This window comes from Limosilactobacillus mucosae (assembly GCF_046939755.1).
In the GTDB taxonomy this organism is placed as follows: domain Bacteria; phylum Bacillota; class Bacilli; order Lactobacillales; family Lactobacillaceae; genus Limosilactobacillus; species Limosilactobacillus mucosae_A.
In genome coordinates this window covers 1-16018 of sequence record NZ_JBKZAY010000013.1, presented here as the reverse complement: position 1 = coordinate 16018, position 16018 = coordinate 1, and the positions used below count along the sequence as shown (strand labels likewise).

16 protein-coding genes are annotated in these 16018 nt (G+C 47.0%); 9 read left to right on the top strand and 7 right to left on the bottom strand.

Features of this window, described 5'->3' with window-relative positions:
* Positions 1-3: 3 nt before the first annotated feature.
* The 4 genes from trxA (at position 4) to fucP (ending at position 3304) form a co-directional block, all read left to right on the top strand.
* A complete protein-coding gene (trxA, locus tag ACLUWI_RS05740; protein WP_412146543.1) occupies positions 4-321 on the top strand; it encodes a thioredoxin in 318 nt (105 codons plus the stop codon).
* A gap of 242 nt (positions 322-563) precedes the next feature.
* Positions 564-1484 (top strand): ribokinase, encoded by a 921-nt coding sequence (rbsK, locus tag ACLUWI_RS05735; RefSeq protein ID WP_412146542.1) that lies wholly within the window; start codon positions 564-566, stop codon positions 1482-1484.
* 52 nt (positions 1485-1536) lie between these two features.
* Positions 1537-1932, top strand: a complete 396-nt coding sequence (gene rbsD, locus ACLUWI_RS05730) for a D-ribose pyranase (protein WP_006500760.1) — start codon at positions 1537-1539, stop codon at positions 1930-1932.
* Positions 1933-1945: 13 nt separating this feature from the next.
* Positions 1946-3304, top strand: coding sequence for an L-fucose:H+ symporter permease (fucP, locus tag ACLUWI_RS05725; protein ID WP_412146541.1), 1359 nt, complete (start codon positions 1946-1948; stop codon positions 3302-3304).
* Between the two features lie 99 nt (positions 3305-3403).
* Here the strand turns inward: fucP and ACLUWI_RS05720 are convergent, their stop codons facing one another.
* Positions 3404-4633 carry an ammonium transporter gene (locus ACLUWI_RS05720; protein WP_412146540.1) on the bottom strand — a complete coding sequence of 410 codons (1230 nt, stop codon included), beginning with the start codon at positions 4631-4633 and terminating at the stop codon, positions 3404-3406.
* Between the two features lie 267 nt (positions 4634-4900).
* On the opposite strand from ACLUWI_RS05720, the gene ACLUWI_RS05715 reads away from it, so the two are divergent.
* Positions 4901-6235 (top strand): MATE family efflux transporter, encoded by a 1335-nt coding sequence (locus ACLUWI_RS05715; protein ID WP_412146539.1) that lies wholly within the window; start codon positions 4901-4903, stop codon positions 6233-6235.
* 69 nt (positions 6236-6304) lie between these two features.
* Here the strand turns inward: ACLUWI_RS05715 and ACLUWI_RS05710 are convergent, their stop codons facing one another.
* Positions 6305-6676: a winged helix-turn-helix transcriptional regulator gene (locus ACLUWI_RS05710; RefSeq protein ID WP_412146538.1), complete on the bottom strand. Its 372-nt coding sequence runs from the start codon at positions 6674-6676 to the stop codon at positions 6305-6307.
* A gap of 110 nt (positions 6677-6786) precedes the next feature.
* Between ACLUWI_RS05710 and ACLUWI_RS05705 the strand changes: the two genes are divergently transcribed.
* Positions 6787-7656: an aldo/keto reductase gene (locus ACLUWI_RS05705; protein ID WP_412146537.1), complete on the top strand. Its 870-nt coding sequence runs from the start codon at positions 6787-6789 to the stop codon at positions 7654-7656.
* Positions 7657-7714: 58 nt separating this feature from the next.
* Here the strand turns inward: ACLUWI_RS05705 and ACLUWI_RS05700 are convergent, their stop codons facing one another.
* Genes ACLUWI_RS05700 through trpX form a run of 3 tightly spaced genes read right to left on the bottom strand, consistent with a single transcriptional unit; the run spans position 7715 to position 10360 of the window.
* Entirely contained in the window at positions 7715-8479 is a 765-nt protein-coding gene (locus tag ACLUWI_RS05700) for an ABC transporter ATP-binding protein (RefSeq protein WP_412146536.1), read from the bottom strand.
* Entirely contained in the window at positions 8472-9371 is a 900-nt protein-coding gene (locus ACLUWI_RS05695) for an ABC transporter permease (protein ID WP_412146535.1), read from the bottom strand. The genes ACLUWI_RS05700 and ACLUWI_RS05695 overlap by 8 nt, the downstream gene beginning before the upstream one ends.
* Positions 9368-10360: a tryptophan ABC transporter substrate-binding protein gene (gene trpX, locus ACLUWI_RS05690; RefSeq protein ID WP_272208871.1), complete on the bottom strand. Its 993-nt coding sequence runs from the start codon at positions 10358-10360 to the stop codon at positions 9368-9370. The genes ACLUWI_RS05695 and trpX overlap by 4 nt, the downstream gene beginning before the upstream one ends.
* Before the next feature lie 358 nt (positions 10361-10718).
* Between trpX and ACLUWI_RS05685 the strand changes: the two genes are divergently transcribed.
* Complete coding sequence (locus ACLUWI_RS05685; protein WP_412146534.1) at positions 10719-11948, top strand: aminotransferase class V-fold PLP-dependent enzyme; 1230 nt, start codon at positions 10719-10721, stop codon at positions 11946-11948.
* Positions 11929-12360, top strand: coding sequence for a Fe-S cluster assembly sulfur transfer protein SufU (gene sufU / locus ACLUWI_RS05680; protein ID WP_412146533.1), 432 nt, complete (start codon positions 11929-11931; stop codon positions 12358-12360). The genes ACLUWI_RS05685 and sufU overlap by 20 nt, the downstream gene beginning before the upstream one ends.
* Before the next feature lie 98 nt (positions 12361-12458).
* On the opposite strand, the gene ACLUWI_RS05675 is transcribed toward sufU, so the two are convergent.
* Together ACLUWI_RS05675 and ACLUWI_RS05670 are read right to left on the bottom strand one after the other, a co-directional pair.
* Positions 12459-13550: an NlpC/P60 family protein gene (locus ACLUWI_RS05675; protein WP_412146532.1), complete on the bottom strand. Its 1092-nt coding sequence runs from the start codon at positions 13548-13550 to the stop codon at positions 12459-12461.
* Positions 13551-13744: 194 nt separating this feature from the next.
* On the bottom strand, positions 13745-14254 hold the full coding sequence (locus tag ACLUWI_RS05670; RefSeq protein ID WP_412146531.1) for a flavodoxin family protein: 510 nt from the start codon (positions 14252-14254) through the stop codon (positions 13745-13747).
* A 168-nt stretch (positions 14255-14422) separates the two neighbouring features.
* Here ACLUWI_RS05670 and ACLUWI_RS05665 point away from each other — a divergent pair, with 168 nt between their 5' ends.
* Positions 14423-15967 carry an ABC-F family ATP-binding cassette domain-containing protein gene (locus ACLUWI_RS05665; protein WP_412146530.1) on the top strand — a complete coding sequence of 515 codons (1545 nt, stop codon included), beginning with the start codon at positions 14423-14425 and terminating at the stop codon, positions 15965-15967.
* Positions 15968-16018: the final 51 nt, after the last annotated feature.

Below are 16018 nucleotides of genomic sequence, written 5' to 3'. Positions count from 1 at the left end.
CGAATGGCACAGGAAGCAACCAGCGAAAACTTTGACAAGATGATTCAAGGCCCGCTGACTGTAGTCGATTTCTGGGCACCATGGTGTGGACCATGTAAAATGATGGCACCAATCATGGCAGAACTGGAAAAAGAATTTGCAGGGCAGATCAAATTCGTCAAATTTAACGTTGATCATCAACAAGCAATCGCGGAACGCTATAAAGTGATGAGTGTTCCCAGCCTAGTGCTTTTTCGAAATGGCGAAGCTAAGGAAAAAGTAACTGGCATCTATCCTAAAGATCGACTGGCACATTATTTTGCGCGTAAAGCAGCTGAATAAGCCTAGCGATATTAAAAAGATCCGATTCGTTTAAGCGAGTCGGATCTTTTTTTACTAAAAACTTGATTTGGGAAAACGTTTGCCATGGCGCCATTTTCATCGCTTACATTAGTAAAATTCATAAATTAATTTTTCGCAGAGGGGTTGCAAACGATTTCAAATCATGTTAAATTAACAACGTTGAAATTTTCGTAAAACGATTTACAAAAACGTTTTACAGTGGAGATCATAGGAGGAAGCAAATGGCTAAGAAAATTGCGGTTTTAGGCAGCATCAATGTTGATACTACCTACCACGTACAGCGTTTCCCAATGCCTGGTGAGACAATCTCGGCAGGTTCCAAGAGTTCCGCTCCTGGTGGTAAGGGTGCCAACCAAGCAGTTGCGGCTGCTCGGTCCAATGCCAAGACTTGGTTTATCGGGATGGTTGGCGCTGACAACGAAGGTAAGTTCATGCGTGAGGCCTTGCAAGAAGACCATATCGATACCAAGCTGATTGGAATTGATGAGCTGCATGGTACGGGAACGGCTTTGATTACGCTTGATGCCGAAGGACAAAACGACATCATGGTTTATGGTGGTGCCAACCAAGCAATGACGACTGAGGTTTTGAAAAATGCCGATTCAGTCTTTGAAGAAATCGACTTTCTGATCAGTCAGTTTGAAACGCCGCAAGCAGTTACCGTAGAAGCATTCAAGCAAGCCAAGGAACATGGCGTAACGACGATTTTGAACCCAGCACCAGCTCATGAAATTTTACCAGAGCTACTGCAATACACGGACGTCGTAATTCCTAACGACAGCGAAAGCTTTGTTTTGACGGGAATTAAGATCACGGATGAGGACTCCATGCTTAAGTCTGCGGAATGGTTTAAGCAGCAAGGTGTTAAAAATCTGTTGATCACGCTGGGCTCAAAAGGGGTCTTTTACTGTACGCCACACGGTCACGGAATGGTACCGGCATTTAAGGTCAAGGCTGTTGATACGACGGCAGCTGGTGACACGTTCATCGGCGCATTGGCCTCGCAGCTGGACAATGATCTGAGCAATGTTGCCGATGCTCTGGTCTATGCTCAGCGTGCTTCCAGTCTGACCGTTCAAAAGATGGGCGCAATGCCATCGATTCCAACGAGTGAAGAAGTCAAAGCCGCACTTGCCGAATAATCGCGGCTAAACGTTCGCAGCAATAAAAATTAGGAATTAGGAGATTTTGATCATGAAGAAAACTGGAATTATCAACTCTGAAGTGTCTGCTGTCGTTGCCAACATGGGCCACATGGACTGGCTGTCAATCGGTGATGCCGGCATGCCGGTACCAATGGGCACCAAGAAGATCGACCTGGCACTCGACAAGCAGCTGCCAAGCTTTATGGACGTCTTGAACAACGTCTTAAAGGAAATGAAGGTTCAAAAGATCTATCTTGCCGATGAGATCAAGGACCAAAATCCAGAACAGTTGGAAAACATTAAAAAGGCTTTGCCTGATGTTGAGATCGAATTCATGCCGCACAGTGATTTGAAGAAGAACCTGGCCAAGACGCACGCCTTCATCCGCACGGGTGAGATGACGCCTTACTCCAACATTATTCTTGAATCCGGCGTTACGTTCTAGCGAGGTGTGAGCCATGCAAAATAGTAAGAATTCTGACAAGGGCCAAAGCTGGCTGCAGCTGCCAGACGGTTACCTTGACAAGACCCCAATGTTTCAGTTCCTGCTGGTCTGCCTGATCTTCCCGCTCTGGGGGGCGGCAGCCAGTCTGAACGATATTCTGATCACGCAGTTCAAAACGGTCTTTACGCTGAACGACACGGCCACGGCCTTCGTTCAATCAGCCTTTTACGGCGGCTACTTCCTGATGGCCATCCCGGCTTCTCGAATCGTTAAGAAGGCTAGCTACAAGGTTGCCATCCTGGTTGGGCTGATGTTTTACATCATTGGCTGCTCGCTGTTCTTCCCAGCTTCCAAGATTGCTACCTACAGCGTGTTCTTGGTTGCCATCTTCGCGATTGCCGTTGGTCTGAGCTTCTTGGAAACGTCCTGTGACACCTACGCCTCCATGATGGGTCCGCGCAATACGGCCAACCAGCGTTTGAACTTTGCCCAAACGCTGACGCCGCTGGGTGACATTTTAGGGATCGTCTTGGGTAAGTACCTGATCTTTGGCGAAGGCGGCAACCTGGCCGACAAGGTCGCTCACATGAGCAAGGCTGAGGCCCACGCCTACAACCTGCACATGCTTCAATTGACGCTGCGTCCATACAAATTCATCCTTGCAATTTTAATTGTTATCTTCATCGTCCTGCTGCTGACCAAGATGCCACGGGCCAAGGCCACGGCAGGTACGGGCGCAGAAGGTAAGGAAGCACAGCCATCTTTGGGCGAGACGATCAGCTACCTGACGCACAACAAGCGCTTTATGATGGGTGTCGGGGCTCAATTCATCTACGCCGGCATGCAGACGACGGTTTGGTCATTTACCATCCGTCTGGCGCTGAAGGTGATGCACGGCATTTCCGACTCTGAAGCCTCAACGTTTATGATCTACAGCTACGTTGCCTGGTTCGTCGGCAAGTTGGTTGCCAACTGGTTCATGAACCGCTACTCGATTACCAAGGTGCTGACCTGGTTCTCCGCGCTTGGGATGGTTTGCCTGGTAATTGCCTTTACGGTTCCAAACGCGACGGCCGTTTACGCAGCGATTGCCACGAGCTTCTTCTTTGGTCCTGAATGGCCAACGATTTACGCTCACACGCTGGACCAGATTCACGAAAAGAAGTACACCGAAACTGGTGGTGCCTTCATCGTTATGTCCCTGATCGGTGGTGCCATCGTGCCAGCCATTCAAGGACGGGTATCCGACCTTTCCGGTTCCATGCAGTTCTCCTTCATCGTGCCAGCCATCTGCTTTGCGATCATCACGTTCTACTTCTGGAATGAACATCGCTACGAAAAGGCACACCCTGAAGAAGTTCAAGAACACTAGGACTGACTTTTCAGTTAACATAAAAGGACAATCTCCGCCAATACGGGATTGTCCTTTTTTATTGCTGAGTGCAGCAAGTCTAATTATTCAGATAAATGGTCAGAGTTGAGGATTCGCCAATGAGCCAATCAGTTCGTGGTGTTCGCTGATGTCCAGGCCGCGCCCTTCCTCACGAGCAGAAACCCGAATCGTCATAAAGTGACCCAAGACTTTCACGATTGCCCAGACCATTACCGCGGTTGCGACAATGGTGATCAAGGTTGCCAGCGTTTGAATGCCAAACTGTGTAAAGCCACCGCCCATCAGCAGGCCATCATGAGTAACGGCAGGGTTGACCGTGTGAGTCGCAAAAAGGCCAGTCGCGATGCTTCCCCAGATACCGCTGACTCCGTGACAGCCGAAGGCATCTAGTGTGTCATCGACTTTTAGACGCGGCTTGATCTTGGTGATGAACCAACCACTGATCATGCTCGAGCCGATTCCGATAATCAAGGCTCCAGTCAAGGTAACGTAGCCACAGGCTGGCGTGATGCCGACGAGCCCACACAATACGCCGGTACAGGTGCCAACTAAGGTCGTGTGTCCTTCAGTATAGATTTCCAGTAATTGCCAAGTAACCATGGCCGCAGCGGCAGCAACTGTCGTCGTTAAGAAAGCTTGCATGGCAATGCTGTTGACGGCCAGCGCGGAACCCGCGTTGAAGCCATCCCAGCCAATCCAAAGCAAAGTCGTACCAAGCAGTACCCAAGACCGATCAGCAGGGCCATCAGACTCTTTGGTGTGCAGACGTGGCCCAATCATAGCCGACAGTACCAAGGCCGTGACCCCAGCGTTGATATGAACGACAGTCCCGCCAGCGAAGTCAAGCGTACCCAGCTTGGACAGCAGACCGCCGCCCCAGACCAGGTGTACCAATGGATAGTAGATCAAAATCGACCAACAGATGATAAAGAAGGTTAAAAACTTAAAACGAACTCGGCCAACGATTGCGCCCACAAACAATGCTGGCGTGATCAATGCAAACATCATTTCAAAGATTGAGAAGATGCCAACCGGAATTTTGCCAGTGGTCAGCTGCTTTAAGTTGGTGCCATGCATCATCAACTGGTGCAGGTTGCCAACAATGGCGCCATCACCGCTGAATGAAAGTGACCAGCCAACTGCGACCCAAAGCAGGACAGATAGACCACAGACGAAAAAAACCGACATAAATGTGTTGACGATGTTGCGGCTGCTTACCAAGCCACCATAGAAAAACGCCAGCCCTGGTGTCATTAAAAACACTAAAATGCTGGCAATCATTACGAATAACGTGTTTGCTGTACTCATTATTGCCATCTCCAATTCTCAAATCCCTAATCATTTTCTTAATGGCAATTAATTTAGACCAATTCTTTTGCAAAAACAATAGCTTAAGTTTAATTCTGAAAAATTAAATAAATTTATTAGACCACGCAAACTTTAAAAACGATGGAAACGCTTCACTATTAACATTTTTCAACCAAAATATGGAATAGACCAATTATAAAAAGATTGTTGATCAATCAATGATCATCTAAAATAATCAAGATTGTTTTTAAAGAAAGGAGTAAGAAAATGGATCAGCTTTTTGAACGTTCTTCCATTAAGAAAGCTTATTTTACGCTGGCAATGCCGGTGGTTTTAAGTTCAGCCGTTATTATTATCTATAATCTGGTAGACACGTTCTTTGTTTCCCAAACCCAAAATCCTGATCTGGTAGCGGGTGTATCGCAAGGCGCACCAGTTTTCAGTCTGTTGGTTGCAATTGGCGATATCTTTGGCTTAGGAGGCAGTTCACTGATTTCGCGGCTGTTTGGCGAAAAGCGTGATCATGAGGCTCGGCTGGCTTCAGGCTATTGTTTTTACGTTTCGATTATCGTGGGGATCTTGATGACGATCATCATGGTTGTCTTCCAGACGCCGATTCTGCATCTATTGGGAGCGACCACGGCTACTTGGCAGTACGCGCGGGAATACTATCTTGTAATTGCGTTTGGCGCGCCATTTATCGTTTTCGGCCTGACGCCAACCAATATCTTAAGAACTGAGGGACTGGCCGTGCAGTCAATGACGGCCAGCATGGTCGGAACGATTTTTAATATTATTTTGAATCCAATCTTTATTTTTCCTTGCGGTTTAGGAGCTGCAGGTTCGGCATTGGCTACGGTCGTCAGCAATGTTATTGGCGATGCTTTGATGATTTATTATTTAAATACGAAAAGTCAAAAACTAACGACCTCAATTCATGAAGTTAAGTTGAGTCCGGCACTGCAAAAAGAAATCTATTCGATCGGGATTCCGGCCTCGATTACCAATATTATGGTTATGTTTTCAATGGCCCTGACGAATCGCTATTTGATTGGCTATGGTTCGACCAGCGTAGCGGCAATGGGGATTGCTACCAAGATTAATACTATTATCTTTATGGTGATGGTTGGCTTTGCTTTTGGTGCCCAGCCACTGATTGGTTATACGTATGGTGCCAAAAATCAGAAACGATTTAATGAAGCCGTGCGTTTTGATATATTGGTCGTCGTTGTTTTTGGTGTCGTGGCAACGCTTTTGATGATGCTGGCGGCTCCTTTGATCATTCGTTTATTTATGAAGGATCAGACCGTGATTCGTGAAGGCACGACCATGATTCGCTGGCTGGCCAGTTCGACAACGTTGGGTGGCTGTATTTTAGTATTTACGACGATGTTTCAGTCAATGGGCAAAGCAGTCCCCGCATTTTGGCTGTCGGTGTCACGGCAAGGATTGATCTTCTTGGTCTGCATCGTAGTTCTGCATCAGTTGTTTGGCTATTGGGGAATCGTTTCAGCTCAAGCGGCATCTGACGTTTTGACGTTGCTGCTGGCTGTTTTGATGTGGCAAAAGAATCGACCGCATTTTAAAGGCAGTAAAAATTAATACCTTATTAGTGTGAAACAGCCGTTGCTCGATATTGAGACAGCGGCTGTTAGACTAATCTGAATAAATCTAAATATTTAATTTTAGATTCTGCAGGCGCTTTTCACCCCATTGGCACATGGCATCGATAATTGGCATCAGGCTTGCGCCAGTATTTGTGAGCTGGTAGAAGACGGCTTGGCGATGGTTGATCAGCTGTTCTTGACGTGAGACCAGGCCATCATTGACCATCTCCTTTAGCTGTTGTGTCAGCATCTTATGCGTAGCATGTTCAGAAAGGCGCTGCAGCTCATTAAAACGCATCGCGCCATTATGATAAAGACTGCAGATGATCAATAGCTTGTATTTACCGGAAAACATGGCCAAAGTGTATTCTTTGGCACAGTCAAAATCCTTTTGGCGTAATTTTTTTAGAGTATATTCTCTGATTGCATCAGTCATAAAAAGTCTCCTGTTCACGGTTACTAAAAAGTGCGTTATTGTGCATTGCTTAATTCTAATTTTATAATATACTTACAAATTGTTAGATGCCAAAAGAAAGAAGGATCATAATGGACAATCATTTCACAAGTGTAACTTCAATGCGTCGCTTAAACAATGGTGTTGAAATTCCATGCGTCGGTTATGGGACGTTTAGAACACCGGAATCAGTGGCTAAACAGTCAGTTGTGGATGCAATTGAATTAGGCTATCGGCATATTGATACGGCTGCAGTTTATGAAAATGAAGTCGGTGTGGGTCAAGGAATCGCTGCTTCAGGTGTTGCACGGGAAGACTTGTTCGTTACCAGTAAGCTTTGGAATACCGAGCGTGGCTATGAAAAAACAAAAGCTGCCTTTCAAGCAACCTTGGATCGTTTAAAACTTGATTATCTGGATCTCTATTTGATTCATTGGCCAGCCAACGAAAAACAGTTTGGTCAGAACGCAGAAAAGCTGAATGCAGAAACCTGGCGGGCGATGGAAGATCTTTACGATGAAGGCAAGATTCGAGCAATTGGCGTTTCAAACTTTTTACCGCATCACATTAAAACGTTGATGAAAACAGCCAGGATCAAGCCAATGGTTGACCAGATCGAAGTTCATCCAGGATGGCCACAGACAGAAACGGTTCAATGGCTGCAAGCACAGGATATTCTGGTTGAAGGCTGGGGTCCATTAGGTGGTCAGGGAGCTAAAGTCTTAGTTAACGATACGATGAAAGAAATTGCCAAAGCTCATGGCAAGTCAACGGCTCAGATTGCGTTGCGTTGGGAATTGCAGCAAGGCGTTTTGCCGCTGCCAAAGTCGGTTCATCGCGAGCGCTCGGCCCAAAATATGGAAATCTTTGACTTTGCGCTTTCAGAGTCTGAAATGCAGATGATTCAAGCGTTGCCAAATCTTGGTGGGCAATGTGCTAAACCTGATGAGGTAGATTTTTAATTGTTGACTAAAAAGACATTCCGTAATGATGCGGAATGTCTTTTTGAATGTCGTTATTTTACATTTCAAAGTAGGCGTACAGATCGTCAACCGTTAATTTGGCTTTTTCAGCTGCATTGTAATCAGCTTTGATCTGACCATCTTTTAAAACGATCAGCCGATTGCCGTATTTGAGTGCGTCTTCCATATGGTGAGTAATCATTAAGGCTGTCAGATGATCCTCAGTGATGCGTTGATTGGTAGCATGCAGCAGATTGCGTGCCGTGTGTGGGTCCAAGGCAGCCGTGTGCTCATCAAGCAACAGAATGTCTGGTCGCTTGAGCGTAGCCATCAAAAAGCTCAGTGCCTGCCTTTGCCCGCCGGAAAGTGCTCCAGTTGGCGTGGTCATACGATTTTCCAAGCCATTGTTCATTTGAGCGGCCAGCTTGGTAAATTCTGGCATTTGCTGTTTTAAACGACGTGGAATCAAGTGCCGACGTTCACCACGTTTGGAAGCCAGCAGCATATTTTCAGCAACCGTCATGCGGGGTGCCGTGCCCAGCTTAGGATCTTGAAAAACGCGGGCTAAAAAAGCAGTACGCTGTTCTTCGGTCGTTTTGGTAATGTCAGCGCCGGCATGAAAAATCTGCCCAGCATCGGCTTTAAGATTGCCGCCGATAACATTGAAAAGAGTCGATTTACCAGCACCGTTCGTTCCAACAATGGTAATGAAGTCGCCGGCATTGATGGTCAGATTGATGCCCTTTAAAATCGTGGTTTCATTGGCAGTTCCTGGATTGACAATGGTTTTGACATTTTTTAATTCAAGCATTGGTTCAGTCATTGGTTTGGACCCCCTTAAAGAACGGCTTGCGAATGTGGAATAGCTTGTCCAGCTGTGGCAGCATCATGCATAGCGCCAGGACGATTGAAGAAATCAAGTTGAGATCGTTGGCGCTGAAGCCCAGTTGCAAAACCGCCAGCAGAATCAAGCGGTAGATGATGCTTCCCAAGGTTACGGCAACCAGCCGCTGAGATAGCGTCAGTTCGCCAAATGCCACTTCGCCAATGATAATCGAAGCCAAGGCGATTACGATGGTCCCAATCCCCATGTTGACATCGGCATAGCCATTGCTTTGAGCAACCAGGGCACCGCAAAGTCCAACCAGACCATTTGAAATCATCAAGCCAACATTGATTGTGGCATCGGTGTGGATTCCCAGCGATTTGGCCATCACTGGATTGTCGCCGGTTGCGATAAACGACTGGCCATAGTCAGTATCCAAGAAAAAGACCAGTAAAAGCGTAACAATGGCAATTACGATCATGCCTAAGACGACACTGTCGAAATATTGGGGCAGCGAGGTCATAAACGTGCCGGAAAAAAGCGTTCGTTTGCCAAGCAGCGAGATGTTCGACTTGCCCATGATACGCAGGTTGACTGAGTAGGCAGCCGTCATGGTTAAGATACCAGCCAACAGGAACGGAATCTTGCCTTTGGTGTACAGCAGCCCAGTCACCAGGCCTGCCAGCATGCCGGCACCAAAGGCCAGTAGAGTGGATACAATCGGTGAAAAGCCATTGCTGATGGCAGTTACGGCTACGGCAGCTCCAAGTGGGAAGGTGCCTTCAACCGTCATGTCAGCCAGATTTAGAATACGGAAGGTCAGGTACAGTCCCAACCCCAGCAGAGCCCATAACAGACCCTGTCCAATTGCAGATACGATCAGATTCATTTGATTACCTCCCCATATTTTTCGGCTTCACGCTGGAAACTGGCTGGTACGTGCAGACCAAGTTTGCGTGCTTGTTTCAGATTTAGTACGGGTTCGCCGTGACGGATATATTTGATGGCGGTCGTTGATGGCTTTTTCTTGCCTTTCAAAATGTCGGCCGTCAATTTACCGCCCTCAACGCCCAGCTTGTATTGATTGATGCTGTAAGTGGCGACCCCGCCTTGCTTAACCATCGTATCAACGGCTGGGAAAACCGGTTTATTAACGGCATTGGCATTTTTGACCAGTGTCTGCATCGCGCCGGCAATTGTGTTGTCAGTTGGTACGATTACAGCATCAACCTCGCTCAGCATTTGCTGCGAGACCTGATTTAAGTCATTGCTGTTGGAAATGGAGTAAGCCTTCAGATTTAAGTGCATCTGCTTGGCATACTTCATAAATTCCTTATATTCAGTAACCGCGGAACTGTCGCTGGAAGTGTAGATGATCCCTAACGTCTTGGCGTGCGGCATGAACTTGTGAACCAGTTGCAGCTGTTCTTTAACTGGCGCTTGGTCCGAGATCCCAGTGATGTTGCCGCCTGGACGCTTGTTGTTCTTAACCAGGCCGGCACCTTGTGGATTGGTTACGGCACCTAAGACGATGGGAATCTTTTTGGTTGAGTTGGCCAGTGCCTGTGAGGCTGGCGTCGTAATCCCAAACAGAACCGTTGAGTTTTCATTGACCAGCTTGTTGGCCATGGTTTTTAGATTGCTTTGATCACCGTTGGCATTTTGATAGTCGATCGTAATGTTTTTGCCGTTGTGATAGCCCTCTTCGGCCAATCCATGGACAAATCCTTTATAGATCTGATCCAAAGCTGGGTGATGCATCAAGGTCAAGACCCCGACCTTAGGCTTTGATTGCTTGATGATGCCGCCATTTTCCTTGAAGTAGGCGACTCCAAGAAACGCAAGTAAAATGGCGATTACGGTATACATTCTTTTCATGGTGATTTGCCACCTTTCCGAAACCTTTGAATAATTGCTAAACGATAAAATAAAAGAGGAAGCCAGTCTGCAGGCTTCCTCTTGGGAAAATAAAAAGCCTGCATGTGGTTCCATGCAGGCTTGTATTATGAAATAAGCCGGCACAGAATGGATCTGACTTCCCAGACCGCATTCTGTGCGATCTGAGTTACCGGCTTTGCCAACGAATATTCAGTTGGATGCGGTTGTAACTCATGTGCTTATCTCCTTTCGCGTGTTTGATTGTTTTAAAGTATAATCAGTATCACGATCGTTTGTCAACACAAAAATTAAATTTTTATGAGTTTTTCCTAGTGTTTTTTTAAAGAAGGCGAATCAATTGGATATTAAACGCATCAAGCAGGATTTTCCCATTCTTAATCAGCAAGTCAACGATGAGCCATTGACTTATCTAGACAGTGCGGCAACGGCCCAGATGCCAAATTCGGTTCTAAATGCTATTGAGTATTACTACCGGCATGATCACGCCAACGTTCATCGTGGTACGCACACGCTGGCACAGCGAGCAACCGCGGCCTATGAGCAGGCGCGCCAAAAAGTGGCTGACTTTATCAATGCCAATCAGACTGAAGAGATTGTCTTTACCCGCTCGACAACGGAAAGTCTGAACTGGGTTGCTCAAGGCCTTACCAAAATGATTAATCCGGGTGATGTAATCGTAGCAACGGTAATGGAGCATCACAGCAACCTGGTTCCTTGGCAGCAGCTGGCCAAAAGAACTGGTGCCAAATTAAGGTTGATTGGCTTAAATGATCAACAAGAACTAGACTTAGATGATGCCAAACGAAAAATCGATGCTAAAGTTAAAATCGTGACGATTGCGCATGCCTCAAACGTTTTGGGCGTGATTAATCCAATTAAAGAACTCAGTAGCATGGCCCATCGAGTCGGTGCCTGCATGATCGTTGACGGTGCCCAATCCGTGCCGCATTTACCTGTGGATGTGCAGGATCTGGACGCGGACTTTTATGCTTTTTCCGGTCATAAGATGATGGCACCGACCGGCATCGGTGTTTTATACGGCAAAATGGAATGGCTAAAACGCTTAGAACCAAGTCAGTTTGGCGGCGAGATGATTGATCAGGTTGCCCAGCAGACGGCCACTTTTAAACCGGTTCCCTGGCGCTTTGAGGCCGGTACGCCCAACATCAGCGGCGCGATTGCCTTGGGCGCGGCGATTGATTATTTAAGTCAGTTTGGCATGCGAGCGATCGCGGAACATGAACGCAAACTGGCTGCCTACGCGATTCCTAAACTATTGGCAATTGAAGGCTTAACGCTATATGGCCCGCAAGATCGGCATACTGGCGTTTTGTCGTTTAATCTGGCCGGCATCCATCCCCATGACGCGGCAACGGCTCTTGATCTGGAAGGGGTAGCTGTTCGGGCAGGTCATCACTGTGCGCAGCCTTTGATGGATTATCTGGGGGTCAATGCGACTTTACGGGCCAGTCTGTATTTGTATAATGATCAACAAGACGTTGACCGCTTGATTGATGCGATTAAGGCAACAAAGGAGTTTTTTGAAAATGGGTTTGAGCAAGCTTAATTATTTATACCGCACGTTGGTTTTAGAACATGCCAGCCACCCACATCATCAAGGAACGCTGCTGGACGCAACCGCACGGACAACGCTGCATAATCCAACCTGCGGCGATACCATTAATCTCACAGTCAAAATCGATGATGATAAAATCAGCGACCTTAAGTTTACCGGCAGTGGCTGTACAATCTCACAGGCTTCAGCCAGTATGATGGGCGATGTTTTGATTGGCAAATCGGTGTCAGACGCCCGGCAGTTGATTCAAGCTTTTTCGAATCTGATCATCGGCCAAAAAATCAGCCCACAGTCCCAGAAACAGCTGCAAGATGCCGCGATTCTGGGCAGCGTGGCGCAGTTTCCGGCTCGGGTCAAATGCGCGGCTCTGGCCTGGCATGCGGCTCAAGAATTACTGGAATGATAAAAAAGACGCCTTATTCGCGGATTGCGAACAGGCGCCTTTTGCTTAAGCTGCTATCTTAAGCGTTAAGTTGATAAGAATGTTGATAAGTTTTTAAACTACTGCATAACGATGTAGTAGTTAGGACGGTAATATTGAATATTGCCTTCTTGCACGTTTTGACCAGGAGTTGGCGCTTGAATGTAATTGCCGTTTCCTTCCGCGATTGCAACGTGGTATGGTGCCGAATCGGTTCCCCAGAAGTAGAGGGCTCCCGCAGGCGCGTTTTCGACATCATAGTAGTGCGTTCCCAGCGTTGCCTGTTGGGTCGTCGTACGATAGCTGCTGGACAAGCCATATGAGTACTGTACCAAACCGGAGCAGTCAAAACCGCTTGGCGTATTGCCACCCCAGACGTAAGGCACACCAATCATCGACTGAGCGGTTGCCAAACCTTGACCAGCTGCCACTTGGCTGGTTGATGCCGTTGAAGTGGTGCTTGCGCTGGCACTGGCGGCGTCCGTTAAGCCATAGGTAATCGTGTAATTGGCCATTGCGGCATTGGCAGCGGCTGAGTTGGACTCATAGGTTGCCGAAGAAGCCGTGCTGGCTGCCGTAGTGGTTGTGGCAACTGCTGTAGTCGATTCAGTTGTAGCTGCCGATGTTGATTCGGTTGAATTGGTCGTTGCATCAGTAGAAGCAGCGACTTGATCACTGGTCGTTGCTTCCGATTGAACGGATTCAGCAGACGATGACTGTGATGCATTATCGCTGGCTGCCGTTTGTGATGAGGCAGTGCTTTGAGCAGCTGCATCAGTTGCCTGGCTGGTACTAGTTAAAGCACTGGCGGCAGTCGATGTCGAGCTTGAGCTGGAATCAGCAAAAACGCTGGCACTTGCAGCACTGATTGATGAGTTGGCCACAGCAGATTTAGTGGTCTGCTTTTGGCTGCTCTTTTGTCGATTGATGGTCGTTTCTGGAATCGTGATTCGCTGACCTGGGAAAATCAGATCCGGATTGGACAGTGAATTGGCCGAAACGATTGAAGAAACCGTGGTCTTGTATTGCTGTGCATAAGCCCAGATCGTATCGCCCGAAGCTACGGTAACCGTAGTATCGGCGTGGGCGGTCGTCTGCGCGGCGGTCATGGCTCCGGCAGCACCCACGGCAGCAATTAAGGCCTTAGCTGCTTTTTTCTTGATAGTAATCACTCCATCTTTTTGTTTTTTGCTCAGTTGTGCAAAATTCTGCACGTTTTTTAATTTAACAAGACAAAATGATGGGGTGGTGAAGACTATTTGAAAAAACTATGAAGTCATTCTGATTCCTGTAATACCAAAAGCCCGCCATCAATTGAATTAACGGCTTGGATAATCGTAGCGACTGCTGACAGCCTACTTGCGATTTAGTTAAGACTTTTGCCCAACTCATAAGCCAGGTTAGGATAAAATCTTAGGTGATGCGGCGTAGTTTCCTTACCGGCTAAGACTTGTCCGGTAAACTTCCAGCCCAGGTGATCAAAAATGGCCTTGAATTCAGATTTTAACGGGTCAAAATCGTTATGCGGCGCGCTGGCAATTAAAATAGCCTGCTTGTCATCATGCAGCTGTTCATCACGCTCGCCCATGTGATCAATGACGGCCTTCATCTGTGAGGACATGCCATAATAAAACATTGGCGTGGCAAAAACGATCAGATCGGCGGCTACCATTTGATCAAGCAGCCGTTCAGTTACGGCATCACCCGGCAGTAAATGATTGTCGGCGTCCATTTTAACGGGAGCCAAGGGATGGTGGCCGGCGTCAAAGATCGTAACGTGATTGGCCGCTGCCTGGGCTCCTTTGATCAATTGATGTGCTAAGATCGTTGAAACGGCAGGATCGTGGGGACTGCCTAAGATTGTCAAAATTTTCATGAAATGCCTTCTTTTTAGATTCTGCGACTATGCATCAACTCTATCTTAGCACTGATAAATATTTTAAATGTTTTAGAAGCCCGCTACTGCTGATTGAAGGGCAAGCTGGGTCTGTGCTAACATGAAAGGCACGTTGTTTATTTTTGAAACTAGGTGAGGAGAGAAAAAATGGCGGTTTTGGATGTTAGAAACCTGACGATGAGCTTTGCTGACAAGCGGCTTTATGAAGATGCCAGTTTTCAATTGGAAAAACATGAGCACATGGGAATCGTTGGTCAAAACGGGGCCGGCAAGTCGACTTTGATTAAAATCTTGATTGGCAAAGAGCTGCCAGTTGCAGGCGATATTAAATGGCAGAAAAATACCAAGATCGGCTATTTGGATCAATACGTCGATATTCCGCAGGGGATGACGCTGATTCAGTTTCTGCATACGGCCTTTCAAGAGCTTTATGACATCAATGAGCAGATGAACGAACTTTATGCAAGATATGCTGAGAAAATGGATGACCGCCTTTTGGAACGGGCAGGCCGGCTGCAGGAACGTTTAGACGCAGCCGACTTTTATGATATCGAGACCAAAATCGAGCGGGTTATGAATGGTTTAGGTCTAAATGATATTGGCAAGGACCATGTCGTTTCCGAAATGAGTGGCGGGCAACGCTCAAAAATCATTCTGGCCAAGATGCTGTTGGAAAATCCAGACGTGATTCTGCTTGACGAACCGACCAACTATTTAGATACCGCGCACATCGAATGGCTGATTGAATATTTGAATGATTTTGATGGTGCGGCAATGATTATTTCACATGACTACGATTTTTTGGAACGCGTAACCAATACGATCTGTGACGTTGCATTTGGTAAGATCACCAAGTATCGCGGCAGCTTTAAGCAGGCAATGCGACAAAAGGCTGAGCGCAAGGAGACCCAGGAGCGTGAATACGAAAAGCAGCAGGAAGTCATTGAAAAAGCTGAACGGTTTATTCGTAAAAACAAAGCGGGTTCCAAATCAACCATGGCTAAATCCCGTGAAAAAATGCTGGCCCGGATGAAACGAATCGATCCACCAACTGATAACCTAAAGGCAACGTTTCACTTTCCTTATGAAAATACCGGTTCCGCCAACGCCTTAAAGGTCAACCAGCTGTCAGTCGGCTATGGTCATCCGCTGCTCGCGCCCGTGACGTTTTCGATGACGATGGGTGAAAAGCTGCTGTTTACTGGATTTAATGGGGTCGGCAAGTCAACCTTGATCAAGTCGATTTTGGGCAAGATTCCGGCACTGCAAGGTACAGCAGTTTTTTCGCCTTCAGCACGGATTAACTACTTTGATCAGGATCTGGTGTGGGATGAGCCTAATCTAACGCCACTGGAGACGATTCAAAATCTTTTTCCGACCATGCAGCCTAAGACGATTCGACAAAAGCTGGCTAAGGCAGGAATCAATGCTGCCAACACGCAAAAGCCGCTGTCATTGTTGTCGGGAGGTGAACAGACCAAGGTTAAGCTGGCCATTTTGGAACTAACGCCATCAAACTTTTTAATCATGGATGAGCCAACCAATCACTTGGATGATGAAACTAAAGAAGGACTCAAAAAAGCACTGCAGGAATATCCAGGCAATCTGATCCTGGTCAGCCATGAGCAAAGCTTTTATCAAGGCTGGCTGGATAAAGTCTTAAATGTTGAGAAACTGAGTCTGCGCAAATAATAGGTCCGAAATGGGCAGTTGCCGATAATGAGGTAACTGCTTATTTTTTTA

Coding starts and splice junctions, on each gene's coding strand:
- trxA (WP_412146543.1), top strand. CDS start 4: ATGGCACAGGAAGCAACCAGCGAAAACTTTGACAAGATGATTCAAGGC.
- rbsK (WP_412146542.1), top strand. CDS start 564: ATGGCTAAGAAAATTGCGGTTTTAGGCAGCATCAATGTTGATACTACC.
- rbsD (WP_006500760.1), top strand. CDS start 1,537: ATGAAGAAAACTGGAATTATCAACTCTGAAGTGTCTGCTGTCGTTGCC.
- fucP (WP_412146541.1), top strand. CDS start 1,946: ATGCAAAATAGTAAGAATTCTGACAAGGGCCAAAGCTGGCTGCAGCTG.
- ACLUWI_RS05720 (WP_412146540.1), bottom strand. CDS start 4,633: ATGAGTACAGCAAACACGTTATTCGTAATGATTGCCAGCATTTTAGTG.
- ACLUWI_RS05715 (WP_412146539.1), top strand. CDS start 4,901: ATGGATCAGCTTTTTGAACGTTCTTCCATTAAGAAAGCTTATTTTACG.
- ACLUWI_RS05710 (WP_412146538.1), bottom strand. CDS start 6,676: ATGACTGATGCAATCAGAGAATATACTCTAAAAAAATTACGCCAAAAG.
- ACLUWI_RS05705 (WP_412146537.1), top strand. CDS start 6,787: ATGGACAATCATTTCACAAGTGTAACTTCAATGCGTCGCTTAAACAAT.
- ACLUWI_RS05700 (WP_412146536.1), bottom strand. CDS start 8,479: ATGACTGAACCAATGCTTGAATTAAAAAATGTCAAAACCATTGTCAAT.
- ACLUWI_RS05695 (WP_412146535.1), bottom strand. CDS start 9,371: ATGAATCTGATCGTATCTGCAATTGGACAGGGTCTGTTATGGGCTCTG.
- trpX (WP_272208871.1), bottom strand. CDS start 10,360: ATGAAAAGAATGTATACCGTAATCGCCATTTTACTTGCGTTTCTTGGA.
- sufU (WP_412146533.1), top strand. CDS start 11,929: ATGGGTTTGAGCAAGCTTAATTATTTATACCGCACGTTGGTTTTAGAA.
- ACLUWI_RS05670 (WP_412146531.1), bottom strand. CDS start 14,254: ATGAAAATTTTGACAATCTTAGGCAGTCCCCACGATCCTGCCGTTTCA.
- ACLUWI_RS05665 (WP_412146530.1), top strand. CDS start 14,423: ATGGCGGTTTTGGATGTTAGAAACCTGACGATGAGCTTTGCTGACAAG.